This window comes from Enterobacter sp. 5-4, from assembly GCF_000612205.1.
GTDB classification, from domain to species: Bacteria; Pseudomonadota; Gammaproteobacteria; order Enterobacterales; family Enterobacteriaceae; genus Enterobacter; species Enterobacter roggenkampii.
The window spans coordinates 154,176-180,153 of sequence record NZ_JFHW01000010.1; the positions used below are offsets into that span (position 1 = coordinate 154,176).

The 25,978-nt window shown below is 61.0% G+C and carries 24 protein-coding genes and 1 pseudogene; 14 read left to right on the top strand and 11 right to left on the bottom strand.

The genetic code is table 11. The annotated features are described in order from the left end of the window. Nucleotides 1-42: 42 nt before the first annotated feature. Genes AA74_RS0106905 through AA74_RS0106915 form a run of 3 tightly spaced genes read left to right on the top strand, consistent with a single transcriptional unit; the run spans nucleotide 43 to nucleotide 1,343 of the window. Nucleotides 43-501 (top strand): STM2901 family protein, encoded by a 459-nt coding sequence (locus tag AA74_RS0106905; protein WP_025912045.1) that lies wholly within the window; start codon nucleotides 43-45, stop codon nucleotides 499-501. Beyond that, the gene (locus AA74_RS0106910) at nucleotides 495-827 is read left to right on the top strand and encodes a DUF1493 family protein (protein WP_025912047.1); all 333 of its coding nucleotides are present in this window, start codon (nucleotides 495-497) and stop codon (nucleotides 825-827) included. Before AA74_RS0106905 ends, AA74_RS0106910 begins: the two co-directional genes overlap by 7 nt. An 18-nt stretch (nucleotides 828-845) precedes the next feature. Continuing rightward, nucleotides 846-1,343, top strand: coding sequence for a type VI secretion system tube protein Hcp (locus AA74_RS0106915; RefSeq protein ID WP_025912048.1), 498 nt, complete (start codon nucleotides 846-848; stop codon nucleotides 1,341-1,343). 55 nt (nucleotides 1,344-1,398) lie between these two features. Here AA74_RS0106915 and AA74_RS0106920 read toward each other — a convergent pair whose 3' ends face one another. Both AA74_RS0106920 and trpS read right to left on the bottom strand, forming a co-directional pair. After that, on the bottom strand, nucleotides 1,399-1,740 hold the full coding sequence (locus AA74_RS0106920) for a hypothetical protein (protein ID WP_025912051.1): 342 nt from the start codon (nucleotides 1,738-1,740) through the stop codon (nucleotides 1,399-1,401). A 185-nt stretch (nucleotides 1,741-1,925) separates the two neighbouring features. After that, nucleotides 1,926-2,927 carry a tryptophan--tRNA ligase gene (gene trpS / locus AA74_RS0106925; RefSeq protein ID WP_025912053.1) on the bottom strand — a complete coding sequence of 334 codons (1,002 nt, stop codon included), beginning with the start codon at nucleotides 2,925-2,927 and terminating at the stop codon, nucleotides 1,926-1,928. A 199-nt stretch (nucleotides 2,928-3,126) separates the two neighbouring features. Between trpS and fosA the strand changes: the two genes are divergently transcribed. Further along, nucleotides 3,127-3,552: a FosA/FosA2 family fosfomycin resistance glutathione transferase gene (gene fosA, locus AA74_RS0106930; RefSeq protein ID WP_025912055.1), complete on the top strand. Its 426-nt coding sequence runs from the start codon at nucleotides 3,127-3,129 to the stop codon at nucleotides 3,550-3,552. Here fosA and AA74_RS0106935 read toward each other — a convergent pair. Continuing rightward, on the bottom strand, nucleotides 3,538-4,545 hold the full coding sequence (locus AA74_RS0106935; protein ID WP_025912056.1) for a LacI family DNA-binding transcriptional regulator: 1,008 nt from the start codon (nucleotides 4,543-4,545) through the stop codon (nucleotides 3,538-3,540). The genes fosA and AA74_RS0106935 overlap by 15 nt on opposite strands. A gap of 185 nt (nucleotides 4,546-4,730) precedes the next feature. On the opposite strand from AA74_RS0106935, the gene AA74_RS0106940 reads away from it, so the two are divergent. Then, a complete protein-coding gene (locus AA74_RS0106940; protein ID WP_025912059.1) occupies nucleotides 4,731-5,819 on the top strand; it encodes a cellulase family glycosylhydrolase in 1,089 nt (362 codons plus the stop codon). A 50-nt stretch (nucleotides 5,820-5,869) separates the two neighbouring features. Next, a complete protein-coding gene (locus AA74_RS0106945; protein ID WP_025912061.1) occupies nucleotides 5,870-7,264 on the top strand; it encodes an MFS transporter in 1,395 nt (464 codons plus the stop codon). A 41-nt stretch (nucleotides 7,265-7,305) separates the two neighbouring features. Here AA74_RS0106945 and AA74_RS0106950 read toward each other — a convergent pair whose 3' ends face one another. From AA74_RS0106950 to AA74_RS0106965, 4 genes are read right to left on the bottom strand one after another with little or no spacing between them, the layout of a single operon-like run. After that, nucleotides 7,306-8,127, bottom strand: a complete 822-nt coding sequence (locus AA74_RS0106950; RefSeq protein ID WP_025912063.1) for an alpha/beta fold hydrolase — start codon at nucleotides 8,125-8,127, stop codon at nucleotides 7,306-7,308. Between the two features lie 30 nt (nucleotides 8,128-8,157). Continuing rightward, on the bottom strand, nucleotides 8,158-9,777 hold the full coding sequence (locus tag AA74_RS0106955; RefSeq protein WP_025912065.1) for an MFS transporter: 1,620 nt from the start codon (nucleotides 9,775-9,777) through the stop codon (nucleotides 8,158-8,160). After that, nucleotides 9,774-10,181: a DoxX family protein gene (locus AA74_RS0106960; RefSeq protein WP_025912067.1), complete on the bottom strand. Its 408-nt coding sequence runs from the start codon at nucleotides 10,179-10,181 to the stop codon at nucleotides 9,774-9,776. Before AA74_RS0106960 ends, AA74_RS0106955 begins: the two co-directional genes overlap by 4 nt. Then, complete coding sequence (locus AA74_RS0106965) at nucleotides 10,181-12,052, bottom strand: amidohydrolase (RefSeq protein ID WP_025912068.1); 1,872 nt, start codon at nucleotides 12,050-12,052, stop codon at nucleotides 10,181-10,183. The genes AA74_RS0106960 and AA74_RS0106965 overlap by 1 nt, the downstream gene beginning before the upstream one ends. Before the next feature lie 218 nt (nucleotides 12,053-12,270). Between AA74_RS0106965 and AA74_RS0106970 the strand changes: the two genes are divergently transcribed. The 5 genes from AA74_RS0106970 to AA74_RS0106990 all read left to right on the top strand — a co-directional run bounded on the left by AA74_RS0106970 (nucleotide 12,271) and on the right by AA74_RS0106990 (nucleotide 19,493). Then, complete coding sequence (locus tag AA74_RS0106970; RefSeq protein WP_008501349.1) at nucleotides 12,271-12,957, top strand: hydrolase; 687 nt, start codon at nucleotides 12,271-12,273, stop codon at nucleotides 12,955-12,957. Between the two features lie 61 nt (nucleotides 12,958-13,018). Next, on the top strand, nucleotides 13,019-13,240 hold the full coding sequence (locus AA74_RS0106975; protein ID WP_008501348.1) for a DUF1427 family protein: 222 nt from the start codon (nucleotides 13,019-13,021) through the stop codon (nucleotides 13,238-13,240). Further along, nucleotides 13,237-13,500: a XapX domain-containing protein gene (locus AA74_RS0106980; protein ID WP_008501347.1), complete on the top strand. Its 264-nt coding sequence runs from the start codon at nucleotides 13,237-13,239 to the stop codon at nucleotides 13,498-13,500. The genes AA74_RS0106975 and AA74_RS0106980 overlap by 4 nt, the downstream gene beginning before the upstream one ends. Before the next feature lie 20 nt (nucleotides 13,501-13,520). After that, nucleotides 13,521-13,901, top strand: coding sequence for a response regulator transcription factor (locus AA74_RS0106985; RefSeq protein WP_008501346.1), 381 nt, complete (start codon nucleotides 13,521-13,523; stop codon nucleotides 13,899-13,901). A 9-nt stretch (nucleotides 13,902-13,910) separates the two neighbouring features. Continuing rightward, the gene (locus tag AA74_RS0106990) at nucleotides 13,911-19,493 is read left to right on the top strand and encodes an ATP-binding sensor histidine kinase (protein ID WP_025912071.1); all 5,583 of its coding nucleotides are present in this window, start codon (nucleotides 13,911-13,913) and stop codon (nucleotides 19,491-19,493) included. Between the two features lie 3 nt (nucleotides 19,494-19,496). Here AA74_RS0106990 and AA74_RS0106995 read toward each other — a convergent pair whose 3' ends face one another. Beyond that, nucleotides 19,497-20,114, bottom strand: a complete 618-nt coding sequence (locus AA74_RS0106995) for a response regulator transcription factor (RefSeq protein ID WP_025912073.1) — start codon at nucleotides 20,112-20,114, stop codon at nucleotides 19,497-19,499. A 179-nt stretch (nucleotides 20,115-20,293) separates the two neighbouring features. Continuing rightward, on the bottom strand, nucleotides 20,294-20,680 hold the full coding sequence (locus AA74_RS0107000; protein WP_025912074.1) for a VOC family protein: 387 nt from the start codon (nucleotides 20,678-20,680) through the stop codon (nucleotides 20,294-20,296). An 82-nt stretch (nucleotides 20,681-20,762) separates the two neighbouring features. Between AA74_RS0107000 and AA74_RS0107005 the strand changes: the two are divergent. Both AA74_RS0107005 and AA74_RS0107010 read left to right on the top strand, forming a co-directional pair. Beyond that, nucleotides 20,763-21,371 (top strand): annotated as a pseudogene (locus AA74_RS0107005) (ATP-dependent Clp protease proteolytic subunit); the annotation flags it as partial. A gap of 136 nt (nucleotides 21,372-21,507) precedes the next feature. Further along, complete coding sequence (locus AA74_RS0107010; RefSeq protein WP_008501341.1) at nucleotides 21,508-22,629, top strand: cupin domain-containing protein; 1,122 nt, start codon at nucleotides 21,508-21,510, stop codon at nucleotides 22,627-22,629. Nucleotides 22,630-22,719: 90 nt separating this feature from the next. Here AA74_RS0107010 and AA74_RS0107015 read toward each other — a convergent pair whose 3' ends face one another. After that, nucleotides 22,720-24,135 carry a PLP-dependent aminotransferase family protein gene (locus AA74_RS0107015; RefSeq protein ID WP_023326637.1) on the bottom strand — a complete coding sequence of 472 codons (1,416 nt, stop codon included), beginning with the start codon at nucleotides 24,133-24,135 and terminating at the stop codon, nucleotides 22,720-22,722. A gap of 176 nt (nucleotides 24,136-24,311) precedes the next feature. On the opposite strand from AA74_RS0107015, the gene AA74_RS01000000122045 reads away from it, so the two are divergent. Next, a complete protein-coding gene (locus AA74_RS01000000122045; protein ID WP_023345371.1) occupies nucleotides 24,312-24,473 on the top strand; it encodes a DUF1127 domain-containing protein in 162 nt (53 codons plus the stop codon). Nucleotides 24,474-24,559: 86 nt separating this feature from the next. Here the strand turns inward: AA74_RS01000000122045 and AA74_RS0107025 are convergent, their stop codons facing one another. Continuing rightward, nucleotides 24,560-25,948 (bottom strand): PLP-dependent aminotransferase family protein, encoded by a 1,389-nt coding sequence (locus tag AA74_RS0107025; protein WP_025912085.1) that lies wholly within the window; start codon nucleotides 25,946-25,948, stop codon nucleotides 24,560-24,562. Nucleotides 25,949-25,978: the final 30 nt, after the last annotated feature.

The window sequence follows — 25,978 nt, forward strand, 5'->3', positions numbered from 1 at the left end:
AACATTTATGATTCTTCCTGGAGAAACTCAATGGAATGAACTATGGACACAACAGAAGAACTAAATGGAACGTATTTTTATGCTGGTAGAACAAATCTTACCGCTGGCGGCCTTTTCTTTATGATTTACTGCGAATCAATTGCCGATCATTTTGGTATTGACGACGTCGCTGGAATTGCTGCGTTATACAGCGGAGCCAATAATCAGAAGACCAGAAAGAAACCCGCGGGAGCGAAGGAAGGAACGTCCCGAGCCTCGAAAGCCATGAGGCGCTATTTCAAACAAGCTAAGTTCCCGTATGGCATCAGGCTCCCGACATGGATTGGCGGCTATACGCCATGGACTGTACGCTGTAGGATGGTTTCACAAATCAGTACGTTTATCGGAAGAACGATTCCATTAGTTGGTATGGTGATATTAGTCGCTGATGTATCACTAATCACCTATGCTGCAATACGTGATTATAATCGAATCGCACGGGGCAGCGACAAACTATGGTAGAGAATATTGAGCAGCGCATCTACGCCTTAGCCAGACGCTATAACGGCGTTTATCTGATGAATAACGAAGCGAAGCAAAAATTACTGAATGCTAAAACTGATTTGGATACTGATATGCAGCTTGATGTCACTGAAGCAGAAGATTTAATGGAAGAGTTTTTTAAAGAATTTGATGTTGATAGAGGGAATTTTAACATACACACCTACTACCCTGATGAGCCTTTTTCATGGAATCCATTCAAAAAATTCCCGGTGGTGATGGTTCCAGATTTCACCATTGGAATGCTTATTGAATCCGCAAAAGCGGGCAAATGGTTATACGACTAAAATGCAAGGAGCAATAGAATGGCCGTACCTGTACATCTTTTTTTAACCAATGACGGCGGCACAATGATTTGCGGTTCCTGTGACGTTGCACATAGGGAAGGCAGTATTGAGCTAAGAGGATTACAACATAACCTCAGCCTGCCAACCGACTCGGCAACGGGAAAGGTCACCGGCACTCGCCAACATTCGCCGTTTCAGTTTACCAAGGAATTGGATAGCTCTTCGCCCTATCTGTTCAAAGCGGCAGCAACGGGTCAGACCCTTAAAACGGCAGAATTCAGGTTTTACCATATTAACTATTCCGGGCAAGAGGAGGAATATTACCGAATCACGCTCGAGAACGTTAAGGTCATTTCTGTGAGTCCAGTAATGTACGACACCCGAGGCTGTCCGGGGACGGGGCATATGGAGGAGGTGGCATTTAATTATGAGAAGATTACCCATTTGTACAAGGACGGTAACTTGTTAGCGCACGATGCGTGGAATGAACGCCCAACCTCTGGCTCTGCTGCATAATGTTATATGAACTTGCCTGCCAGCGTTTCGTATGCGCGGGCAGGGATTATTATTACTAATCTTTTTTCGTAAATGTTGGCCTAAACATCATAAAAATAACCCACGCAAACATCCCAATAATCTTCATCGGCCAGGGTTCTAACACATCCAGACACACAATTGCGCCAATCACTAATAGCGGACCTTCTACCAGTTCAGCTATCCCCCCTAAAATATGTAACTTATGAGGCAGTACTCGATTAAATAATGTCGCAATAAGCTGTGCACTTCCTAATATGATTGTTATTGCGATTGTACGGTCATCCTTGTTATCAAAACTAACCAAAGAAATGAGGCATGTAGCCAGTACATAACCACAGAATAATATATGTAGCATGTAAATAATAAACTTGCCCATAGCATTTGCCGAGACGGTTAAAAAAAGAGTCTATGAATATAGCGCTCTTAATAGAATAACAAACAACAATGGCTAATAATGCATTTAAGAATTTATTGCGCCTTGCTTATTTTCGTAATAAACGAGTTAGCGGCTTCATGCCGGTACCATACACTCCACCGCTAACTCTCTCTTAACTCATACTTTCAAAACACCGGCACCCCCAGCCCAACCTTCACCTCCCTCAATGTCTCCTGCGTCACTCCCTGCGCCCGTTCGGTTCCGCGCTTCAGCATCGCCATCAGCTCACCCTTATCTCGCATATACATCGCCCTTCGCTCCCGCATCGGCGCAATCAGCTCCTGCAAACACGCCTCCAGTTCGTTCTTACACGCCCGGTCGCCCAGCCCACCCGCCTGATAGTGCGCCTTCATCACCGCCACTTTCTCCTTGTCCGGGTGAAACGCGTCGAGATACGTAAACACCACGTTCCCCTCAATCTGCCCCGGGTCGCTTACCTTCAGGTGGTTCGGGTCGGTGTACATGGCGCTGACCGCACGGTGAATCGTCTCTTCGCTGGCCGAAAGGTGCAGCGTGTTGCCCAGCGATTTCGACATTTTGGCGCTGCCGTCGATGCCGGGCAGGCGGCTGGTGTCGCTCAGCATCGCCTTACAGTGGCGCAGCACCGGGGCGGGCAGCAGGCTGTTCATCTTCTGCACAATCTCGTTGGTCTGCTCAATCATCGGCAGCTGGTCGTCGCCGACGGGCACGCACTCGGCCTTAAACGCGGTGATATCCGCCGCCTGGCTGATGGGGTAGGCCATAAACCCGACCGGCAGCGAGCGGGCGAAGCCCTTCTGCGCAATCTCGTTTTTCACCGTCGGGTTACGCTCCACGCGGGCGACGGTGACGATGTTCATATACAGCATCGTCAGCTCGGCGAGGGCGGGCAGGGCGGACTGCAGGCAGATCGTGGTCAGGTTCGGGTCGATGCCGGCGGCGAGATAGTCGGCCAGCACTTCGGGGATGTTGTCGCGGATCTTCTGCGGGTTGCTGCCGTTGTCGGTTAGCCCCTGAAGGTCAGCAATCAGCACAAACTGGTTGTGCGTGTGCTGGAGCGCCACGCGCTGGCGCAGCGATCCGACGAAGTGGCCGAGGTGCAGCGGGCCGGTTGGACGATCGCCGGTGAGGATGGTGGGTGCGTTCATAAAGACTCCTTAATGTGCAGTGGCCGAAAGGGGTCTTAGATGTGTGAAAGCCGCCTTTCGGCGGCTATCTGAAAATGGGGAAAACTACTCCGTGCCGCCTTTAAGAAGGCAGCCACCAGCGGTTTACGGTGAGCACGGCGTGGTTTATGTTCATCTCTTTACCGTATCACGTCCGGCGCGAAAAACAAAAGGGCACGTCATGCTGCAATCACTCAACCATCTGACCCTCGCGGTCAGCGACCTGCAAAAAAGCGTCACCTTCTGGCATGAACTGCTGGGCCTTGGGCTGCACGCCCGCTGGAATACCGGGGCCTATCTCACCTGCGGCGATCTGTGGGTCTGCCTGTCGTACGACGAGGCGCGCCAGTACGTGCCGCCGCAGGAGAGCGACTACACCCACTACGCGTTTACCGTGGCGGAAGAGGATTTTGAACCTTTCTCGCACAGGCTGGAGCAGGCGGGCGTCACCGTCTGGAAGCAGAACAAAAGCGCGGGGGCGTCGTTCTATTTTCTCGACCCGGACGGGCACAAGCTGGAGCTGCACGTGGGCAGCCTCGCCGCGCGGCTGGCGGCGTGTCGCGAGAAGCCCTATGCGGGCATGGTGTTTACCTCAGACGAGGCTTGAGGCGCGCACCTTCAGCCTGCCCGCCAGCGTCACGTGCGTGGCGGCATCTTCCTGATTGCACAGGTACTCCACCGCCAGCCGTCCCAGCTCGCTGTAGGGCAGCTGGATACTGGTCAGCGGCGGGGTGAGCTGTTCGGAAATCTTCTGGTCGTCGTAGCCCGCCAGCAGCATGTCCTGCGGGATGCGCACGCCGTTCACCGCCAGCGCCTGATAGCAGCCAATCGCCAGCCAGTCGCTGGCGCAGAAGATGGCGTCCGGGCGCTCGGCCAGTTCCAGCAGGGAGGTGGTGGCGGTAAAGGACTCGCTGAACTGCCAGTTGGTCTGGCGCACCAGGCCGTCGTCGCACGCGAGTCCAGCCTGCTGCAGCGCGGCCTGGTAGCCCGCCAGACGCTGGCGGGATGCCTCCATCCAGCTCTCGCCGGTAATGTGGGCGATGCGCGTGGCCCCGCAGGCGATGAGGTGTTTAGTCACCTGGAAGGCGTTGGCGTAGTCGTCCGGGATAAACGACGGCAGCAGCGGTGAGCCGGGGTCGCGCTGGTTGAGCAGCACCAGCGGGATGCGGGTGCAGTCATGGAAGGCCGCCATGTCGACCAGCGTGGTGACCGGTGAGGCGAGGACAATCCCGATGCAGTTGCGCTTCTCCAGCTGGCGGATGATGTTCAGCGCCAGCTCGATGTCGTCGCCGTAGTCGTAGACGGTGAGCAGGGTCTCGTTGCGCCACGCCGCTTCCCGCGCCTGGCTGATGGCGTCGATAAACGGGTCGAAGCTCTGCATGGAGCTCACCAGCAGGGCGATCTCTTCCTGGTTGCGCGGGGCGTGAACGGCGGGGAGGCGGTCGTAGCCGAGCTCGGTGGCGACGCTTATCACCCGCTGGCGGGTGTCGTCGCTGAGCTTGATGTTGCGGGACTGGTTGAGCACCAGCGATACCGTCGCCTGCGACACCCCGGCCGCCCGCGCAATATCGTTCATCGTCACTTTTGTTTTTCGCTTCATCCGTCCTCTCCCTTTCGCGACTTCGCATCATACCCTAACCGCACGCTTTAGCGCCGTCGATCACGTTTCTCATTCATCGAAGCGTGAACTTTGTGAGGGGCATCGCTTTTCTCAACGCCGTGATTTGCGCATTTATCCTGCAACTAATATTTATTAGCTAAATATTATCAGTAAGAGGACGCGTAATGAAAGAGCAGTGGAGCAGGGAGCAGGCACAGGCGTGGTATCAGCAGAAGGGCTGGCTGTGCGGGTTTAACTATCTGCCGTCGACGGCGGTGAACTGGACCGATATCTGGCAGGAGGAGACCTTCGATGCCAGCACCATCGAGCGCGAGCTGGGCTGGGCGGCGGAAGCGGGCTACAACACCCTGCGCATCAACCTGCCGTTTATCGTCTGGGAGCACGACCGCGACGGGCTGATGGCGCGCATCGACCAGTTTTTGACGATTGCCGACGGCCGCGGCTTCAGCACCATGCTGACCCTGATGGACGACTGCGGCTTCTCCGGCGACGAGCCGTACCTCGGCCCGCAAAAGCCGCCGGTACCGGGCAAGCACAACAGCCAGGCGGCGGCGAGCCCGGGGCGCGACAAGGTGTGCAATCCCGACTGCTGGGCAGACATTGAGCGCTATATCCGCGACGTTGTCCGCCAGTTCCGCGAGGATAGGCGCGTGCTGCTGTGGGATCTCTACAACGAGCCGGGCAACCGCGGCATTTTCGCCACCGGCACGCAGGAGGTGCAGTACGACGCGAAGCTGGAGACCTGCGCTCACGAGTTGATGAAGCTGGCGTTCCAGTGGGTGCGTGAAGAAGATCCAACCCAGCCGCTCACCGTCTGCGCCTGGCGTCTGCCGCCGGAAGAGGAGGGCGAGACGTTCTTCCAGCATCCGCTGGACCAGACCGCACTGGCGCTCTCGGACGTGGTGAGCTTCCACGCCTACACCCACACCGGGCGCATGGCGGCGATTATTCAGCAGCTGCAACAGCTTGGTCGCCCGCTGTTCTGTACCGAATGGCTGGCGCGCCACGTGGGCAGCACGATGGAAGAGCAGCTTCCGCTGATGTACGCGGCGAAGGTCGCGCCGTACCAGTGGGGGCTGGTGCGCGGCAAAACCCAGACGTGGCTGCCGTGGCCGGTGGTGATGAAGGAGTCCACGGACTACTGCCGCCTCTGGTTCCACGACGTGTTTGAGGAGAACGGTATTCCGTTCTCGCGCCGTGAAATCGCCCTGATGCAGCAGTTGCGCAAGATCGCCCCGAAAGTTCAGGGCTAATAATATCGACCCGGCGGCCGACCGCCGGGCAACCAGGCAGGCATATAACAATGGCAATGACAATGAAAATACCGTCTCGCGAGCTGTGGTCTTATTTTGGCTATGGTTTAGGTCAGTGTTTTAGCTTTGGTTTAGTGGGTTCGTTTATTAACTATTTTTACACCGACGTGCTGGGGATCTCGGCGCTGGCGGCCAGTACCATCTTCCTGATTGCCCGCGCGTGGGACGCGGTTCACGATCCGCTGTTTGCCAGCATTATGGACACCATTAACAGCCGGTTCGGCAAGTTTCGCCACTTTTTGCTGATCGCCCCGCTGCTGATCACCGGCGTCACGCTGCTGTCGTTCTATAAAATCGAAGCGGATATGACCACCAAAATCCTCTACGCCGGGGTGACCTACATCCTGTGGGGGACGCTGTACGCCATCTCCGATATCCCGTTCTGGTCGATGTCGTCGGTGATGACCAACGACTCCGGGCAGCGCACCCGCGCGGTGACGGCGGCGATGCTCGGGGTGAACGCGGGCATTGCCTGCGCCAACATCTTCTTCCCGAAGCTGGCGGCGTTCTTCGCCCAGTACAGCAGCGATAAAGGCTACTTTATGGCGGCGCTGGTGATGATGCTGGTGGGCCTGCCGCTGATGCTTAACGGCTTTATGCAGATCAAAGAGCGCGTGCCGCCGAGCCCGGAAAAGGTGACCATTCGCGACACCTTCCACAACCTGCGCCAGAACAAGCCGCTGTTTATCGTCCTGCTGTCGTTCTTCTTCTGTGTGTTCCACAACGTGGCGGGCGGTCTGTACATCTACTTCTTTATCAACAATCTGGGCGACGGCAGCCTGCAGATGGCGATTGGCGTGATGGGAATAGTCGCGGCGGTGCTGTGCCTGGTCGCCCCGATGCTGACGCGCCGGATGCAGAAGCGGAAGCTGTTTATGATCCTCTGCGGGCTGGACGTGGCGGTGCGCGTGGTGATGTGGTTTGTCGGGTATCAGCAGGTGACGATGCTGTTTATTCTGCTCGGCCTGAGCACGCTGTTCGTGATGATGACCAACATCCTCACCTCGTCGATGATTGCCGACACCATCGAGTACGCGGAGTACCACACCCACAAGCGCTGCGCGGCGATCACCTTCTCCGGGCAGACCTTTACCGGCAAGATGTCGGTGGCGGTGGGCGGCGGGTTAATCGGCGTGTTTCTGACGATGATCGGCTACGTGCCGCAGGCGCAAATTCAGAGCCAAGGCGTGCTGTCGGGGCTGTTCTTCGGGATTTGTTTGTTACCGGCGATTGGCTCGCTGATCCGCATGGGCTTTATGTCGCGCTTTACCTTTACCGAGGAGAAGCACGCGGAGATTTGTCGGCTGCTGGCGGAGCGGAACGCGTCTGCGAAAGCGCCGGGTGGCGGCTGCGCCTTACCCGGCCTACAGGACCAGCCCTTGTAGGCCTGATAAGCGAAGCGCCATCAGGCTTCGCATTTAAAGAGTTAAAGCGACTTCAAAAACGCCAGCAGATCTTCGTTGAGCTGGTCCTGGTGGGTCAGCGCGAAGCCGTGCGGCGCGTTGTCGTACACCTTCAGCGTGGCGTTTTTGATCATCTCTGCCGCCAGCTTGCCGGTGCTTTCAAACGGCACGATCTGGTCGTTGCTGCCGTGGATCACCAGCGTCGGCACATCAATTTTCGCCATATCCGGGCGGAAGTCGGTTTCGCCGAACGCGGTCACGCAGTCGATGGTGCCCTTCAGGGACGCCAGCAGGGCGATGTTCAGCGTCTGGGTCAGGGCACCGGCGGAAACGGTCTGCCCGGCGTTGATGCCGTAGAACGGGGTGGCGAAGTCGCTGATGAACTGGGCGCGATCCTTACGCAGCCCGTCGCGAATGCCGTCGAACACGCTCTGATCCACACCCTGCGGGAAGGTGTCGGATTTACCGAAGATCGGCGTGACCGCGCCCAGCAGCGCCAGACCGGCCACGCGCGCGCTGCCGTAGTTGTTGATGTAGCGGGTCACGTCGCCGCCGCCCATGGAGAAGCCCACCAGCGTCACGTCCTGCAGATCCAGAGTGGTAATCAGGTCGTTGATGTCGGATGCAAAGGTGTCGTAATCGTAGCCGTTCCACGGCTGATCCGAGCGGCCAAAGCCGCGGCGGTCAAAGGCGATGGCGCGGAAGCCGCGCTCGGCCAGGTAGTTCAGCTGGCTGTCCCACATGTCGCCGTCCAGCGGCCAGCCGTGGCTGAAGAGAACCGGTTTGCCCGCGCCGCCTTCTTTGTAGTAAATCTGCGTGCCGTCTTTTGCCTTAAACGTTGCCATAGTGTGTTCCTGTACAGGTGATGGTTAGGGTTATACCGGCGCGACCAGATAGCGAATAGCCGGTGATGATGTGCCCTGATGAAAAGCCAGAACGCGGCTCTGCAGCAGGAGGTCATTCATGGTGTGGCGCTCCTGCTGGCGCAGATGCTCAATCCAGGAGCCCATCAGGAAGGTCTCGATAAACAGGCCGGGACGCTCGATATCCTCGTACACCGCCCAGCTCATCGCCCCGGCGCGGCGGCGTACCCGGCGCAGCTCGTGGACCGCCTCCAGGAAGGCCTTCGCGTTGTGCGGGTCAATGATGTACTCGTGCGAGACCAGCACCGGGCCGCGCTCGTTCGGCAGGTCGATCTCCACGCCGTCCAGCGGCTGGCCGCTCAGGTCGAGGTTCAATTCCGGGTCTTTCTCCAGCTTCCAGCGGAACACGGTGGCGCTTGCCAGCACCATCCCCAGCGTGGCGACAACCAGCGCGGTTGGGGTGCCGAACCGGGAGGCAATCTGCCCCCAGATGGCGCTGCCCGTGGTCATCGAGCCGAAGAACACCGTCAGGTAGACCGCCAGCGCCCGGGCCTTCACCCAGCGGGCGGCGCTGCGCTGGGCGCCGAGGTTGAGGGTGGAGAGCACCGCAATCCACGCGAAGCCGGTGAAGAACTCAAACAGGTTGAGCAGCCAGACGTGGCGCACAAACGCCAGCGCCAGCATGGTGAGGGCAAAGACCAGGCTCGCGGCCACCATCAGGCGGTCGGCGTTCAGCCGCTGGCGCAGGCGCGGCAGCAGGATGGCCCCGGCAATGGCCCCCAGGCCAATGCACGCCAGCATCACACCGTAGCCCGCCGGGCCCAGGCCCAGCTCGCGGCGCGCCACCAGCGGCAGCAGTGCCCAGCCCGCGCTGCCGAAAACGAAGAACGCCACGGTGCGCACCAGCACGTTGCGCAGCACCGGGGCGGCGTGCACGTAGCGGATGCCGGTGCGCACCGCCGAGAAGAAGTGCTCCGGCGGCAGACGCTGAATGGACGGGGCCGGACGCCAGCGCCACAGCACCCACGCCACGCCCACCACGGACAGCGCGTTCAGGGCAAACACCATCCACGGCCCGGCGAGCGACAGCAGGAAACCGCCCAGCGCGGGGCCAATCGCCCGGCTGATGTTCACCCCGAGCGAGTTCAGCGCCACGGCGGCGCCCAGCTCCGGCTTGCTCACCAGATCGGGCACCACGGCCTGGAACGGCGGCGAGCTCATCGCCGCCCCCACGCTCAGCAGAAACGTCGCCACCAGCAGCACGGCGGGGGTGACGTGTCCGGTGAAGGAGAGCACCGTCAGCCCGGCGGCGGCGATGAACACCCACAGCTGGGAGAAGAGCAGGTATTTACGTCGGTCGACGATGTCCGCCATCACCCCGGACGGCAGGGCGAAAAGGAACATCGGCAGGCTGCTGGCCGCCTGCACCAGCGCGATATCCAGCGGATCGGCGCTCAGGGTCAGCATGCTCCAGTTGATGCCGACGTCGCTCATCCATGAGCCGACGTTAGAGACCACCGTGGCTATCCACAGCATGCGGAACACCGGCTGGCTCAGCGGCTGCCACGGCGAAACCGCCCGCGCGGGCGTCGTCTCGACGTGTGCGTCGCGAACGTCGTTAACCTGGGTCATGCGAACCTCTCCGCTGCCTTACGCTGCAGCCGCCACTGGCCCGGCCCGGTGAGGGCGAGAGTGGTGAAGATAATCAGCAGCAGCCAGCCAAACTGCCCTTCGGCAATCGACCAGTTCGGGTGGACCGCCAGCATCGCCACCAGCAGCACGGCGATAATCGGCAGGCACGCCAGGCGGGTGTAAACGCCCGCAATGATCAACAGTGGGCAAACCACCTCGGCAACAATCGCCGGGATCAGGCTGGCGTAAGGCCCGAAGCCGAACGGATCTTCAATGCGCGTCAGCTCTTCGCTGAAGTGCAGCACCTTCGGCAGGCCGTGCACGTAGAGCAGCAGCAGGCTGCCGGTCAGGCGCAGGAAGAACAGCCCCAGGTCGACCCGGGGCGGCATAGTGGTGTTTTTCATCAGAATGCAAAGCAGCTGCAGCCCAGCGCCCCCCAGAAAGCGTTATCGTCGGACACCGGCATCGCTGACGTGCGGGCGAAATCGTGCTGGTGGCTGTGAACCCCGCACGGGCCGCTGCAGTGGTGAATAGGACTCATGCCGACGCGTGCGGCCTGCGGCGGCGCGCTGCGGTAGTGGCCCGGCACCTTGACCACCGGTGACCACTCGGGCAGGACCGGGATGGCCGGCGGCGCGAGCGGGCCAAAGCTGCTCGCGGCGTAGACGATGTCGCCGTTCACCACCGTGAGAACGGACTCGATGCCCTTGATCTCCTCTTCCGGCACGCGGAAGTAGTCTTTGCTCAGCACCGCCAGGTCCGCGAGCTGGCCGACCTTGATCTGCCCCTTCTGGTTCTGCTCGCTGGAGAACCACGCGCTGCCCTGGGTCCAGAGCATCAGGGCGGTATCGCGGTCCAGACGGGCACTGTGGTCGTACATCTGCATTCCGCCGACGGTGCGGCCGGAGACCAGCCAGTAGAGCGCGGTCCACGGGTTGTAGCTCGCCACGCGGGTGGCGTCCGTTCCTAAGCCTACCGGCACGCCGGTCTCGAGCATTTTCGCCACCGGCGGCGTGTGGCGGGTGGCTTCGATGCCGTAACGCTCGGCAAAGTATTCCCCCTGGAAGGCCATGCGGTGCTGGACGGCAATGCCGCCGCCGAGCGCTTTGATGCGGTCGATGTTGGCCTGGGTGACGGTTTCCGCATGGTCGAAGAACCAGTGAAGGCCGTTGAACGGAATGTCGCGGTTCACCTTCTCGAAGACGTCCAGCATGCGGCTGATGGATTCGTTATAGGTGGCGTGCAGGCGGAACGGCCAGCGGTGCTCCACCAGATGGCGCACCACGCGCTCCAGCTCGTCCTCCATGCCCGGCGCAAGGTCCGGGCGCGGCTCGAGGAAATCTTCAAAATCGGCGGCGGAGAAGACCAGCATCTCGCCCGCGCCGTTGTGGCGGAAGAAGTCGCTGCCCTGGCCCGGCGTGAGCATGTCGGTCCATTTTTCAAAATCTTCCAGCTCGTGGCCCGGGCGCTGGGTAAACAGGTTGTAGGCGATGCGGATGGTCATCTGCTTTTTCGCGTGCAGCTCGGCGATCACCTCGTAGTCTTCCGGGTAGTTCTGGAAGCCGCCGCCCGCGTCGATGGCGCTGGTCAGCCCCAGACGGTTGAGCTCGCGCATGAACTGGCGGGTGGAGTTGACCTGCTGCTCCAGCGGCAGCTTCGGCCCTTTGGCCAGCGTGGCGTAGAGGATCATGGCGTTCGGACGGGCAATCAGCATCCCGGTCGGGTTGCCGTTGGCGTCGCGCTGGATCTCCCCGCCCGGCGGGTTTGGCGTGTCTTTGGTGTAGCCGACCACCTTCAGCGCGGCGCGGTTGAGCAGGGCGCGATCGTAGAGGTGCAGGATGAAGACCGGGGTATCCGGCGCGGCGTCGTTGATCTCGTTCAGGGTCGGCATGCGGCGCTCGGCAAACTGGAACTCGGTCCAGCCGCCCACCACGCGCACCCACTGCGGCGACGGGGTGCGCAGCGCCTGCTCTTTCAGCATCCGTAGGGCGTCGGCCAGGGAGGGCACGCCTTCCCAGCGCAGCTCGAGGTTGTAGTTCAGCCCGCCGCGAATCAGGTGCAGGTGCGAGTCGTTGAGGCCGGGGATGGCGGTGTGGCCTTTCAGATCGACCACTTTGGTGCCGTCGCCGTGGTGTTGCATCACCTCGGCGACGGTACCCACTTCCAGAAATTTTCCGTCGCGCACGGCAACGGCTTCCGCGACGGGGTTCTCGCGATCGACGGTGTGAAACTGGCCGTTAACCAGAATGAGATCGGCTTTACCGAGGGTAACCATAACTGCTCCTGACTGAGAGGGGAATGGTCAGGATTATGGGAACCGGTTTCGGCAAAGATCCAGTTATACAATAGGATAGGTATACCAAAGTATAACTATACCTAAGGTTAACTATACGAAGAGATAATTACGCGCGGAGAGGGAAAACCGCAGGATGAAGGTGACTTTATCGTCGCGGCGCTCGCGGCGATTTCTACCCTTAACCACTGGAAAATGCTATGACCTCTTCAAAGCTCGAAGTGTTAACCCCTGCGAACTGTCAGATCATCTTTATCGATCACCAGCCACAGATGGCGTTTGGCGTGCAGTCGATTGACCGCCAGGTGCTGAAAAACAACACCGTGGCGCTGGCGAAAGCGGCTAAGGTGTTCAACATCCCGACCATCATCACCACCGTTGAGACCGAAAGCTTCTCCGGTAACACCTATCCGGAGCTGCTGGACGTGTTCCCGGGCCAGGACATTCTGGAGCGCACCTCCATGAACTCCTGGGACGACCAGAAGGTGCGCGACGCGCTGAAGGCCAACGGCAAGAAGAAGGTGGTGGTGGCCGGCCTGTGGACCGAAGTGTGCAACAACAGCTTTGCCCTGTGCGCGATGCTGGAAGGCGACTACGAAATTTATATGGTGGCGGACGCGTCCGGCGGCACCTCCAAAGAAGCCCACGACTACGCGATGCAGCGCATGATCCAGGCGGGCGTGATCCCGGTGACCTGGCAGCAGGTGATGCTGGAGTGGCAGCGCGACTGGGCGCGTAAAGAGACCTACACCGCGGTGATGGACATCGTGCGCGAGCACTCCGGCGCGTACGGCATGGGCGTGGATTACGCCTACACCATGGTGCACAAAGCGCCGTCTCGCCAGAAGAGCGAGCACCGCACCTTAGCGCCGGTTCCGGCTCGCTAAGTCCCGTCGGCGGGCTGGTCCCTCATCCGGCTCGCCGCTGCCTCTTTCTCTGGAGTTCACGATGAGTACTGGGCTGATATCCCTTGCGGCAGGCGTGTTGATTGGCCTGATGTATGCCGTGCTGAAGGTGCGCTCCCCCGCGCCGCCCGCGCTGGCGCTGATTGGCCTGCTGGGGATGCTGGCGGGTGAACAGGCGACGCGCCATCTCTTATCCCGCGACGGCGCGCCGCCGCCTCAGGCGATCGTTCCGCAGGCCAGTTCGCAGACGGGAGCGTCGTCATGAAAGCATGGATAATTTCGCTGGTGTGCGGCGTGGGTGCTGGGGTAATTTACGCTCTGCTCGACGTCCATTCCCCGGCGCCGCCGGTTGTCGCCCTGCTTGGCCTGTTTGGCATGCTGGTGGGTGAACAGCTCATCCCGGTGGGACGGCGTTTACTGAGTCGCGAACCGCTTACCCTCGCCTGGTTTCGTCACGAATGCGTACCGAAAATCAGCGGCACGGCGCCCCCTGCGCCCGCGAAGGATACCCGCGACGTTAAATGACTGGTTAGAGGAATAACAGCATGACGCTGCCGTGGCGCATTGCCATCATTGATGACGAACGTTCCGTCCGCAGCGGGTTGAGTAATCTCCTGGAGTCGGAAGGCTATTCGACCGATACGTTTGATTCGGCAGAGGTATTTCTGAGCCATCCGCTCGCCCTGTCCGGCGCGGCGCTGGTGATCACCGATATCAAGCTGCGGGGCATGAGCGGCCTTGAGCTGTTTGACAAGCTGCGGCTGCTGGCCGTACCGCCGCCGCCCGTGCTCTTTATCTCCGGTCATGCTGATGAAAATATGCAGCGGTACGCTCTCGGTCTGGGCGCCGCTGCTTTTTTGCGTAAGCCGATTAACATCGATATTCTGCTGGATCATATTCAGCGGGAGCTGGCCCGCCGACAATAAGGATCGCGGATGAACGAACACGAGCAGCCTGCATTCTGGCCCGCCCAGGGAAATCTTCACCAGGGGCGGGTTTTTGTCCTTAAAGAGGATGTGATTTTTACCGTGCTGGCGCAGGAGGGCGGAATCGCCTGGATGCACGCGCGACATCCTCATTCCGGCGGCTCGTTCATTATCGCCACCGCGGTGAGCGACGAAGAGGAAGAGCGGGCCACCCGGCTGCTCAAAAACGAGTTTGCGCTGCGCGATATGCTGCAGGACAGCTGGGCCATTCGCGCCGTCGCCTCCACCCAGTACCGGGGGCGCTTCGCGCTGGTGTACGCCCCGTTTTCCTTTGAGCTTCTGGCGCGGCGCGCGGGCAGGGCGATCTCGGGGATCGCGCGCTTTATCGAGCTGGCGATCCAGATCTGCGTCCCTCTGCGCCAGATGCATCTGCAAAACCTGATCCACGGCGATATCAAGCCCGGCAGCATTTTTGTTCAGCACGATGCCACCTGCCGTCTGGGCAGCTTTGGCCTCTCCTGCACGCTCTCCGATGCTTTCTCCCAGACCCGGCTTGCGGTTTCAGGCGGTACGCCTGCGTGGATGTCGCCGGAACACACCTCCCGCACCCAGCGTCCCGTGGATAACCGCAGCGATCTCTACAGCCTCGGCATGGTGCTGTATGAACTCCTGACCGGCCGCCTGCCGTTTGAGCTGGGAGAGGACGACCAGACCAACTGGGCGCATTACCACATCGCCTCGGCGCCGCTGGCCCCGGACGCGATACGCCCGGACGTGCCGGGGATGCTGTCGACCATCATCCTGAAGCTGCTGGAAAAGCACCCCGATAACCGCTACCAGACGGTCGACGGGCTGATTGCCGACCTCCGCCGCTGCCAGGCGACGCTGACCTGCGAGGGCGACATCGTCGCCTTTACTCCCGGCCAGCAGGACCGTACCCCGGCGATCCATCTGGCGGACTCCCTGTTCGCGACCCATCCGCAGGCGAACGACGTCATTGCCGCGTTTGAGCGGGTGGGGCAGAACCGCGTGCCGGAGCTGGTGACCATCGGCGGGCCGTCGGGGATCGGCAAATCTTCGATCATCGCGACGGCGCTTAAAACGCTGCAGCAGCGCGCGGTGCTGCTGGCGGTGGGCAAAGTCGATCAGTTTTCACCGTCGCTGCCCTACGGCGTATTAAGCTCCGCGTTCCGCACCCTGACGCTGCACCTGCTGGGGCTGCCGGCAGACGAGGTGGCGAAGTGGAAAATCCGCCTCTCGCGCGCCCTTGAAGGCTATGAAGAACTGGCCGTCAGCCTGGTGCCCGAGCTGGGCCTGCTGCTTGAGAGCAAGCCGCGCTTCTCGGCGGATACGTTTTCTATTGATGCCCGGGCGCGCTTCAGCCATATGGTGCTGGCGCTGGTGAAAACCTTTGCCTCGCAGGGCTGCCCGCTGGTGCTGGTGCTGGACGATCTTCAGTGGAGCGACGCCGCCAGCCTGCAAACGCTCAACGCTCTGCTGGTGAACTGCGGCGCCATCCCGCTGCTGGTGGTTGTCGCTCACCGCGATATCGGCTCGTTGTCCGACCCCACGCTGCAACAGCAGCTGGCGAGCCTGCCGGAGGCGGCACAGCACGCGAGCGAGATTGTCCCGCAGGCCCTCTCGGTTAAAGCCGTGGCGCGCTGGCTGGCAACGGTGTTTCGCACCCGCAGCGCGGCGACGACCGACCTTGCCACCCTGATCCACGAGAAGACGGGCGGCAACCCGCTTTTTGTGCATGAATTTTTCCGCCGCATCGTCGACGACGGGCTGGTGGTGCATAACAAATACCAGGACAAGTGGCATTACGATCTGCAGGCGATCCGCGCCCGGCATTACACCGAAAACGTGGTCACCCTGGTGCTGGAGCAGCTCGAAGAGCTGCCCGACGAGACGCGCCGCCTGCTGGGCAGCATCGCCTGTCTCGGCGGCACGGGCGAGATGGAGATGATGTGCCGCGTGGTCGGCATGTCGATGGCGGAAATGCGCTATGCGCTGCACCCGGCGGTGATGGCGCAGCTTATCGTGCTGACGGAGAAAGCGTACTCCTTCACCCACGACCGGGTGCAGGAGGCCGCCTTTGCGCTGCTGGATCGGCATGAGAAAAGCCATCTTCACCTGACCACCGCCAGCCTGCTGGCCGACGCCGCGCGCCAGGCGGCGGGGAATGAGCTGCTGTTCCGCGCTGTACATCACGTCACGGCCGCACTGGACAGCATCCAGCCCGCTCCGCAGCGCCAGCGGTTCCGCGAGCTGAGCCTGCTGGCCGCGCGACGCGCGAAGCGTTCGGGAGATTATCTTTCGGCGCTGAGCTATATCCAGACCGCCAGAGCGCTGGGCAACGCCGGGACGGTGTCGGACTTTATGCTCGATATCGAAGAGGCGGGCTGCGAGTTTGCGCTGGGGCACCTGGAGCGGACCCGCGAGCTGTGTGACGCCATCCTCGGCTGCCCCGGCGGGCTGACCGAAAAGGCGCTGGCGGCCAACCTGCTGGTGGAAGTGTACATTCGCCAGTCGGACAGCCGTCTGGCGCTGGAGGCGGCGCTCTGCTGGCTGGGGGTGTTTGGCATCCAGATTGGCCGCTATCCGGAAGATGCCGACTGCGACGAGGCCTGGGAACGCTTTTGCAACCGCGCAAATGACGCGCCGCAACATCTCTTTGCCCCGCTCTCGCGGATGGAGAACCCGGAAACGGAAGCGGTGATGAACCTGCTCTACAGCGCCAGCATTTGCGCCAGCTTCATCTGCCCGCGCCTGCATTTCTTACTGCTCTGCCGCATGATGCACCTGACCCTCGACCACGGCATCACCGGCGCCTCCACCACGGCGATGGCCTGGTTCGGCGTGCTGATGGGCCACCGCTACGCCGAGTACCGCCTCGGGTTTCAGTACGGCACGCTGGCCCGCGAGCTGGTGACCCGCCACGGCTACGATGCCTTTGAAGCCAAGACCCTGCTGCCGCTCGACCAGCTCAGCGTCTGGACCCAGCCTTTGTCGTTCACCATCGAGTGCGCGAAAGCCTGCTTCAGCGCGGCGGTCACCCACGGGGATATGACGATGGCCTGCTTTGCGGCCTGCCACCAGGTGATCAACTTCCTCTCGCGGGGCGATCACCTGGACGGGGTGCTGACCAGCATCGATCGCGGCCTGGCGTTCGTGCGTAAAACCCACTTCCAGGACGTGGAGACCATTTTGATGGTGCAGCGCGGCTACGTTGAGTTCCTGCGCACGCCGGTCATCGGCACCTGGACCGCGTCGCAGGTCTTGCCCGAGGCGCTGCTTCCCGCGTCGCCGGAGCAGGCCCCGGAGCAGACCTCCACCATGCTGTTCTGGTACTGGCTCTATCGCGGCATGGCGCACTTTACCTGCGGCGAGTACGCCGACGCGCAGGCGGATCTGGAGATGGCGGGGTGGTACGCGTGGTCCGCGCCGGGGCACATCCATCTGCTGGATTACCATCTCTACAGCGCGCTGGCGCTTTCGCGTCAGCTGACGCCGGAGACCTTCTCGGCGAACCACCGCCGCAGCATTCACGCCCACTACGACAAAATCGCCCTCTGGGCGCGCATTAATCCCGGCACGTTCGCGGATAAAGAGGCGCTGATCTACGCCGAAATCGTGCGTCTGGACGGGATGAACAGCATCGCGCTTGAGCAGTACGAGAAGGCGGTCCGGCTCTCCCGCGAGGGCGGATTTAATCCGATTAACGCCCTGGCCCACGAGCTGGCAGGGCGCTTTGCGCTCGCCTGCGGCTATCCAACCGCCTCGGACGCACACTTCCGCGGCGCCATTGCCGCCTGGGGCCGGGCGGGCGCGCAGGCCAAGGTGCGCCAGCTGGAGCAGGATTTCCCGCACCTGCTGGCCTCCGGGCAGGCGAGCGCCTATGACACGGTAGCGTTCGCCCAGAACGAGACCATCCGCGATCTGCAGAGCGTGATCAAAGCCTCCCGCGCGCTGTCGGAAGAGATCAACCTTGAGCGCTTAATCGAAAACCTGATGACGATCCTCCTCGAACGCGCCGGGGCGCAGCGCGGCCTGCTGCTTCGCGTGAGCGAGAGCCTGATTCCGGAGATCGAGGCCAGCGCCTGGACCAGCACCGACGGCGTGCGGGTGCGGATCCTGAAAGACGTGCCGACGGCGACCGACCTGCCGCTGTCGGTGCTCGCGGCGGTGATCCGCACCGGGCAGGAGATCCGCACCGGCAGGCCGGAGGAGTTTCACCCCTTCAGTCAGGACCCCTATCTGGTGACCTCGGGAGCGGCGGTGATGTGCGTCCCGATGTTCAAACAGGCGCGGCTGGTGGGCGTGCTGTACCTGGAAAACCGCCTGATGCCGGAAGTGTTTACCGCCGAGCACTCGCGCGTGGTCAGCCTGCTGGGCGCGCAGGCGGCGGTCTCCCTGGAGACGGCGCGGCTGTACGCCGAGCTGCTGGCGGAGAACATCCAGCGCCGCCGGGTGGAGAAAGAGCTGCGCGCCAGCCAGACCTCGCTAATGCTGGGCGAGCAGATCAGCCACACCGGCAGCTGGCGCTGGGAGCTGGAGCAGGATCTGATGTTTGTCTCGGACGAGTACGCCCGCATTCTCGGCCTGCCCGAGCAGCAAAAGACGATCTCCATGGCGGAGTTTTTGACCTTCGTCCATGAGGACGATTACGCCCGCATCAGCGCCATCGTCACGCAGAGCGTGCGCGACGGGCTCTCGATGCGCGCGGAGTTTCGCGTTAAGCGTCCCGACGGCTCAACGCGCTACATCCTCGGCATTGGCGATCCGGTGGGCGTGGGCAGCGAGGTGAACGAGTATTACGGTATCATCACCGATATCACCAGCCAGCGCGCCGCGGAGGATGCCATGCGGGTGGCGCAGGCGGATCTGGCGCGGGTGTCCCGGGCCACCACCGTCGGACAGCTGACCTCCTCCATCGCCCATGAGATCAACCAGCCGCTGATGTCGATCGTCTCGAACGCCGGAGCGAGCCTGCGCTGGCTCAGCCGCGAGCCCGCCCGGCTGGATAAAGTGCGGGAAGGGCTGGAGGAGATCGCCGCGGAAGGCGCGCGGGCGGGGGAGATCATTCGCAGCATTCAGTCCCTGACGCGCAAGCAGGATCCCACCTTCTCGCGCATCGACATGCACTCCCTGATCCACCATATCATCACGCTTTCGCGCAGCGAGCTGGAGCAGCGACACATAAGCGTTGATTATCTGTTGAACGCCAGCGACAGCTTTATCACCGGCGATAGCGTGCAGATCCAGCAGGTGCTGTTGAATCTGGTGATGAACGCGGTTGAGGCGATGGCCGAGGTGAAGGAGCGTGCCAGCACCATCACCCTCGGCACCGCCAACGCGGACGGGAAAGTGATCGTCGAGATCGCCGACACCGGCAGCGGCATTGAGCCCGAGCGGCTGGAGCAGATTTTTGACTCGTTCTATTCCACCAAGCCGCAGGGAATGGGGATGGGGCTGACCATCAGCGCCAGCATTATCGAGCGCCACTGCGGGAAGCTAAGCGCGCGCCGCCGGGAGCCGTACGGCACGGTGTTTGCGTTTGCGCTGCCGCTGGCGGCGCAGGAAGGGTAAAGGTTACTCCGCAGGCTGGCTATTGGTCAGGCGCTCAACGGCCCTGACCAGCTCGGCCACGGAGCGCACCTGCATTTTCTCCATCACGCGGCGGCGGTGCACCTTCACCGTGATCTCGCTGACGCCCAGCTCGGCGGCAATTTGCTTGTTCAGCATGCCGCTTATCGCCAGCGTCAGCACCTCGTGCTCGCGCGGCGTAAGGGACATGTGGCGCTGCTTCAGGGCGTAGTGCTCTTTATTGCGCTCGGCGTTGTTTTCCGCCAGCTGCAGTGCGGATTCGATGGCGTCGATCAGCGCGTTAGATTCGACGGGCTTGGTGAGGAATTCGTACGCGCCGCCTTTGATGGCGCGCACCGACATCGGGATGGTGCCGTGGCCGGTGAGGAAAATAATCGGGATTTCGCGCCCGCTTTCCTTGAGGGCGTCTGCTACCTCAAAACCCGAAATGGCGGGCATTTGCATATCGAGGATCACGCACGACGGCAGATCCTCAAAGCGGTATTGCAGAAACGCTTCTGCCGATGAAAAGCCGATGGCGTTCAGGCCTGCCGAGTCCAGCAGCCCGATCACGGACTGCCTGACGGCGTCATCGTCATCTACCACATACACAATGTGTTCCATTCACCGCCCCGGTGCTGATTGACATGTCGAGGATGCAAACAGTCACTACGGCGACGTAAGAGACTGTTTATGCTGCCTTTCATCTTAACACATTAACTATCATTATCATTTAACAATATGATAACCGTATGAAGTATAGCGAGCCGGGGCGGGGGCGGTGAAGGAACGAAACGCTGTTTTTATGCACCGACAAGCTCAATGCGGTTGCCGTCCGGGTCCGCGATCACCGCCTCATAAAAGCCGTCTCCGGTCAGGCGCGGAGCGCTGAGCAGCGTGCCGTTGGCCTGGGCTCGCTCGGCCATGCTGTCCACTTTTGCCTTGCTGCCGACGTTGATGGCGATATGCGCCCAGCCGATAAACTCCGGGTGCGGCGGGGCGTCGGGCAGCTCCGGCAGCGTCATGAGCTCGATGGTCGGACCGTCATCCAGCGTAATAAAGTGTGATTCAAACCCCGGACGATTTTTACTGACGTAGCGTTCGTTACTGCGGCCATTAAAAACCGTTTCCCAGAACTGAACCTGGGCGTTCAGGCTGCGGGTCCAGAGTGCAACATGGGCAATATGCATAAGTTCCCTCGTAATGTGTCGGTGAGGACTTTCACCGGTAAAACAGGCTACACTCTGGTTTTGAGCGCGACAAGCTGAGGAAAAGACAATGCACTACACACTGAAAGAAAGCGACAAGGATAAAGCGGAAGGGTCAAACGGCGCGGGCGCTCTGCAGCAAAAACTGCTGGAGTCCCGTTCGATTGTGATCTCCGGTGAGATCAACCAGGAGCTGGCGCAGAAAGTGATCACCCAGATGATCCTGCTGCAAAGCGTCAGCAACGATCCGATCAAGCTGTACATCAACAGCCAGGGCGGCCATGTGGAAGCGGGCGACACCATCCACGACTTCATCAAATTCATTCGCCCGGAAGTGCACGTGATCGGCACCGGCTGGGTGGCGAGCGCCGGGATCACCATCTTCCTGGCCGCGAAAAAAGAGCACCGCTACTCGCTGCCAAATACCCGCTTTATGATCCACCAGCCGCTGGGCGGCGTGCGCGGCCAGGCGACGGATATTGAGATCGAAGCGCGCGAGATCATCCGCATGCTGGATCGCGTGAACAAGCTGATCGCTGACGCCACCGGCCAGCCGCTGGAAAAAGTGAAAAAAGACACCGACCGCAACTTCTGGATGTCCCCGGCGGAAGCGCTGGACTACGGCATCGTGGGCAAGCTGATCACCCATTATGACGAGCTGAAGCTGGACTAAGTTTTTACCGCCGTGTACGTGTCGGGTGGCGGCTACGCCTTACCCGACCTACGCGTGCGGGTTTGACCCATGACAAGTTCCCCCTCTGCTTTCTTACCTATAATCGCGCCTGTTTCCCCTCTCACTGGTGCTACCCATGGCGTATCAACTGAACCTGAACTGGCCGGAATTTCTTGAGAAATACTGGCAAAAACAACCCGTTGTGCTGAAAAATGCCTTCCCGAATTTTGTCGATCCGATTACCCCGGACGAGCTGGCAGGGCTGGCGATGGAGCCGGAGGTCGATAGCCGTCTGGTGAGCCATTTCAACGGTAAATGGCAGGCCAGCAATGGCCCGTTTGAGCACTTCGACGATCTGGGCGAAACCGGCTGGTCGCTGCTGGCGCAGGCGGTGAACCACTGGCATATGCCCGCCGCGGAGCTGGTGCGTCCGTTCCGCGTTCTGCCGGACTGGCGTCTGGACGATCTGATGATCTCCTTCTCCGTGCCGGGCGGCGGCGTGGGTCCGCATATCGATCAGTACGACGTGTTTATCATTCAGGGGATGGGCAGCCGCCGCTGGCGCGTGGGCGACAAGCTGCCGATGCGTCAGTTCTGCCCGCATCCGGCGCTGCTGCATGTGGATCCGTTCGAGCCGATTATTGACGAAGATCTGGCTCCGGGCGATATCCTCTACATCCCGCCAGGATTCCCGCACGACGGATTTACCCATGAAACGGCGCTCAACTACTCCGTCGGCTTCCGCGGGCCGAACGGCCGCGATCTGATCAGCAGCTTCGCCGATTATGCGCTGGAAAACGATCTGGGCGGCGAGCACTACAGTGATCCGGATCTGACCTGCCGCGAACACCCGGGCCGCGTGGAGCAGTACGAGCTCGATCGCATTCGTCAGATGATGATCGACATGATCGGCAAGCCGGATGATTTCACAAAATGGTTCGGCAGCTTTGTCTCCACGCCGCGCCACGAGCTGGATATCGCCGCCGCCGAGCCGCCGTACGCGCCGGAAGAGGTGCTGGATGCGCTGCAGGGCGGCGAAACGCTGTCTCGCCTGAGCGGGCTGCGCGTGCTGAACGTTAACGGCAGCTTCTTCATCAACAGCGAACAGCTGGAGACGGTAGACGCGAAGGCGGCGGATGCGCTGTGCCGCTACACCGAACTCGGCCAGGCCGAGCTGGGCGATGCGCTGAAAAACCCGGCGTTTGTTGAGGAGCTCACCGGGCTGATTAATCAGGGGTACTGGTACTTCGACGAGTAGTGCGGCCTGTTGCCCGGTGGCGCTGCGCTTACCGGGTCTACAACGGCGAGAACGTAGGCCGGGTAAGGCGAAGCCGCCACCCGGCAAAAACTACTCCTCCATCGCAATCACAATCGCTTCACCCATCTTCTTCAACGCCTCGCGATGTTTCTCCGTTGGCGGCAGCGCCACGTTGATCCGCAGGCAGTTGCGGTACTTCCCGGAGGCGGAAAACAGCGACCCGGCCGCGGCCTGGATCTTCAGCCGGCACAGCTGCTTGCTGACGCACACCATATCCACATTTTCCGGCAGCTCCACCCACAGCAGGAAGCTGCCCTGCGGGCGCGTGACGCAAATCTCTGCCGGAAAATACTGCCGCACCCAGCAGGTGTAGGTTTCCATATTCTGCTGATAAATCTGGCGCATGCGGCGCACGTGGCGATGGTAATGGCCGTCGCGGATAAACGCCGCCACCGCCATCTGCGTGCCCGGCACGTTAAACCCGCCCGCGGCGTATTTCATGTGCATCACCCGGTCGTAGTAGCGTCCCGGCACAATCCAGCCGACGCGCAGGCCCGGCGCCACGGTTTTGGTAAACGAGCTGCAGAGGATCACGCGGCCGTCGATATCCATGGAATGAATGGTGCGCGGGCGCGGGTACTCCGCCGCCAGCTCGCCGTAAATATCATCCTCGACAATCACGATATCGTGCCGCTGGGCGAGGGCCAGCACCTGCTTTTTCCGCGCCTCCGGCATGATAAACCCGAGCGGGTTATTGCAGTTGGGCACCAGGATCACCGCCTTGATCGGCCACTGCTCCATTGCCAGCTCTAGCGCTTCGATGCTGATCCCGGTTTCAGAGTCGGTGGGAATTTCAATCGCCTTGATGTCAAACCCGCGCAGCATCTGCATGGTGCCGTGAAACGACGGTGATTCCACCGCCACGATATCCCCCGGTTTGCACACCGACAGCAGGGCGATCGACAGCGCGCCGTGGCAGCCGTTGGTGATCACAATGTCGCTTGCCGAGACGGTGGAGCCGCCGTCCAGCATCAGACGGGCGATCTGCTCGCGCAGCTCCAGGCGCCCGTCGAGCACGTCATAGCTCAGCATCTCGCCGGGGTTATGCTGCGCGATGCGGCTCATCTCGCGCCACAGGGGCTTCAAGCTCGGCTGGTTAATGTCCGGCGAACCGCCGCCAAAGGAGATCATCTCTTTGTCGGCGCGGGCGTCCAGCAGCATCATCACCTCATCCCACTGGGTAACGTCCACCGGGCGCTGCACCGGGCGCGTCATCGCCGGGACGGGCGGCTGGGCCTTGCGCGGCGAGACAAAATAGCCGGAGCGCGGCTGAGGCGTGATCAGCTGGAGGTTCTCGAGGATCTGATAGGCCTGCTGTATGGTGCTGATGCTCACGCCGTGCTCCTGGCTCAGCGCGCGCACCGACGGCAGACGTTCGCCGCTGCGATACAGCCCTTGTTCAATGCGTTCTGCCAGAAGGTTGGCGAGATGTTGATAGCGCGTCATGCTGTATCCTCTGTTTTCACCATACAGATTATAAAACCAGTACAGATTGCTGCGAAAATGGCCATGCAGATACTGTTTTAGCGGATCTGTATGTTAAACAAAAGTTGTTTTTGCATCTGTATTGCACAGGCCGATTTCCGGGATGATAACCCCACTGACACAGTGAGGAGAGCATCATGGAATTCTACGAGAATCGTTCAAAACGTCCGTTTGTTGTGTTTGTCTGGATCGCAAAAACGCTGCGTAGCTGGTATCGCATCAACCGCACCCGCCGCATCCTGAGCCAGATGAGCGACGAGCAGCTCAAGGACGTTGGGTTATCGCGATATGATGTGTGAGCCTTATCATCGCCCGGTGGCGCTACGCTTACCGGGCCTACGGGATCGAGTAGGCCGGGTAAGGCGAAGCCGCCACCCGGCGATGTTTAGCGCAACAGCGCAAACGTCTGCCGCTTCGGCCTTTCCAGTAAATCCAGCGCCTCCTGATACGAACGCACGTTGTTATAGCCCATCACCAGTCCGTAGCGTTTGCCTGACCCGCGATACCACTCCGAGAGCGCATTGACCTGCAGCTGCTGTTCCTGCCAGCAGCGCGCGATTTCCCGGTCACGGCTTCCTTTGGTCAGGAACGCCACGATATGCATCCCGCCGTCGTTTTGCTCGGTGAAAAACAGATCGCCATATACCTCCTGCAAGGCGGCAATCATCCAGTCGCGGCGGGTCTGATACAGCGCGCGCATCTTTTTCAGGTGACGGAAAAAATGCCCTTCGTTGAGAAACGCGGTGAGGATCTTTTGCGTCAGCACCGGCTGGCCGCTGGTGGTGATGTCCGCGCAGTCGGTAAAGGCCCCGACGGTGCTGGCGGGCATCACCACGTAGCCCATGCGCAGCGACGGCATAATGGTTTTACTGAAGGAGCCCATAAAAATCACCCGGTCGTGCTGGTCGAGGCTTTTCAGCGACGGTAGCACCTTGCGCGTATAGTGAAACTCTCCGTCGTAATCGTCTTCGATAATCCACGCCTCGTTCTGGCTGGCCCAGTCGAGCAGCTGCTGTTTACGCGGCAGCGAGAGCGTGACCGCCAGTGGACTCTGGTGCGACGGGGTGACGATGGCAAAACGGGCGTCGCGATGGTGGCGGAGCAGGTAGTCCGTGTCGATGCCGCAGCGATCGACCGGCACCGTGTGCAGGCGCGGCACGATCCGCTTCAGCAGCTGCTGGCCCATAAAATAGCCCGGATCTTCAAACACCACCTTGTCGCTGCGGCTGGCGAGGGTGTCGAGGATCAGCCGCAGGCTGCCGCTGTAGCCGCTGGTGATCAGCACCTGCTCGGCGGTGCAGGACAAGCCGCGCGAGATGTTGAGGTAGCTGGCGATGGCCTGGCGCAGCGAATACCAGCCCAGCACCGGCGGGTTGAGCATCTCCTCCTGACGCATGGCCCGCGTCGCCTGGCCCGCCAGCAGCAGCCACTTTTTATACGGGAAGCTGTCGAGGGCGGGGATGCCGGGGCGCAGAAACCCCGCCCGCTCGCGCTGGCTGATGAGCGAGGCCGGAAGCGTACCGGTGGGCTGCTCCGCCGGGGCATGCTTGTCCGGCAGCAGGAGGTCCGGGTTAACCCGCGTGCCGCGCGCCCCCTGGCTCACCAGATACCCTTCACCCGTCAGAATGGCATACGCCGTTTCGACGGTTTTACGCGCCACCTTCAGCTCTTCCGCCAGCACGCGGATGGCAGGTACCCTGTCGCCCGGCTTCAGCACGCCGCGCATAATGTTGTCGCGATAGCGGGAATAAATCTCGTGATAGCCCGGCTTCATGTCCTACCTAATTTCACGATTTTTGTATCT

What these genes read in the sequence shown, in the direction of transcription:
- AA74_RS0106905 (WP_025912045.1), top strand. Translation starts at nt 43, where the DNA reads ATGGACACAACAGAAGAACTAAATGGAACGTATTTTTATGCTGGTAGA.
- AA74_RS0106910 (WP_025912047.1), top strand. Translation starts at nt 495, where the DNA reads ATGGTAGAGAATATTGAGCAGCGCATCTACGCCTTAGCCAGACGCTAT.
- AA74_RS0106915 (WP_025912048.1), top strand. Translation starts at nt 846, where the DNA reads ATGGCCGTACCTGTACATCTTTTTTTAACCAATGACGGCGGCACAATG.
- AA74_RS0106920 (WP_025912051.1), bottom strand. Translation starts at nt 1,740, where the DNA reads ATGGGCAAGTTTATTATTTACATGCTACATATATTATTCTGTGGTTAT.
- trpS (WP_025912053.1), bottom strand. Translation starts at nt 2,927, where the DNA reads ATGAACGCACCCACCATCCTCACCGGCGATCGTCCAACCGGCCCGCTG.
- fosA (WP_025912055.1), top strand. Translation starts at nt 3,127, where the DNA reads ATGCTGCAATCACTCAACCATCTGACCCTCGCGGTCAGCGACCTGCAA.
- AA74_RS0106935 (WP_025912056.1), bottom strand. Translation starts at nt 4,545, where the DNA reads ATGAAGCGAAAAACAAAAGTGACGATGAACGATATTGCGCGGGCGGCC.
- AA74_RS0106940 (WP_025912059.1), top strand. Translation starts at nt 4,731, where the DNA reads ATGAAAGAGCAGTGGAGCAGGGAGCAGGCACAGGCGTGGTATCAGCAG.
- AA74_RS0106945 (WP_025912061.1), top strand. Translation starts at nt 5,870, where the DNA reads ATGGCAATGACAATGAAAATACCGTCTCGCGAGCTGTGGTCTTATTTT.
- AA74_RS0106950 (WP_025912063.1), bottom strand. Translation starts at nt 8,127, where the DNA reads ATGGCAACGTTTAAGGCAAAAGACGGCACGCAGATTTACTACAAAGAA.
- AA74_RS0106955 (WP_025912065.1), bottom strand. Translation starts at nt 9,777, where the DNA reads ATGACCCAGGTTAACGACGTTCGCGACGCACACGTCGAGACGACGCCC.
- AA74_RS0106960 (WP_025912067.1), bottom strand. Translation starts at nt 10,181, where the DNA reads ATGAAAAACACCACTATGCCGCCCCGGGTCGACCTGGGGCTGTTCTTC.
- AA74_RS0106965 (WP_025912068.1), bottom strand. Translation starts at nt 12,052, where the DNA reads ATGGTTACCCTCGGTAAAGCCGATCTCATTCTGGTTAACGGCCAGTTT.
- AA74_RS0106970 (WP_008501349.1), top strand. Translation starts at nt 12,271, where the DNA reads ATGACCTCTTCAAAGCTCGAAGTGTTAACCCCTGCGAACTGTCAGATC.
- AA74_RS0106975 (WP_008501348.1), top strand. Translation starts at nt 13,019, where the DNA reads ATGAGTACTGGGCTGATATCCCTTGCGGCAGGCGTGTTGATTGGCCTG.
- AA74_RS0106980 (WP_008501347.1), top strand. Translation starts at nt 13,237, where the DNA reads ATGAAAGCATGGATAATTTCGCTGGTGTGCGGCGTGGGTGCTGGGGTA.
- AA74_RS0106985 (WP_008501346.1), top strand. Translation starts at nt 13,521, where the DNA reads ATGACGCTGCCGTGGCGCATTGCCATCATTGATGACGAACGTTCCGTC.
- AA74_RS0106990 (WP_025912071.1), top strand. Translation starts at nt 13,911, where the DNA reads ATGAACGAACACGAGCAGCCTGCATTCTGGCCCGCCCAGGGAAATCTT.
- AA74_RS0106995 (WP_025912073.1), bottom strand. Translation starts at nt 20,114, where the DNA reads ATGGAACACATTGTGTATGTGGTAGATGACGATGACGCCGTCAGGCAG.
- AA74_RS0107000 (WP_025912074.1), bottom strand. Translation starts at nt 20,680, where the DNA reads ATGCATATTGCCCATGTTGCACTCTGGACCCGCAGCCTGAACGCCCAG.
- AA74_RS0107010 (WP_008501341.1), top strand. Translation starts at nt 21,508, where the DNA reads ATGGCGTATCAACTGAACCTGAACTGGCCGGAATTTCTTGAGAAATAC.
- AA74_RS0107015 (WP_023326637.1), bottom strand. Translation starts at nt 24,135, where the DNA reads ATGACGCGCTATCAACATCTCGCCAACCTTCTGGCAGAACGCATTGAA.
- AA74_RS01000000122045 (WP_023345371.1), top strand. Translation starts at nt 24,312, where the DNA reads ATGGAATTCTACGAGAATCGTTCAAAACGTCCGTTTGTTGTGTTTGTC.
- AA74_RS0107025 (WP_025912085.1), bottom strand. Translation starts at nt 25,948, where the DNA reads ATGAAGCCGGGCTATCACGAGATTTATTCCCGCTATCGCGACAACATT.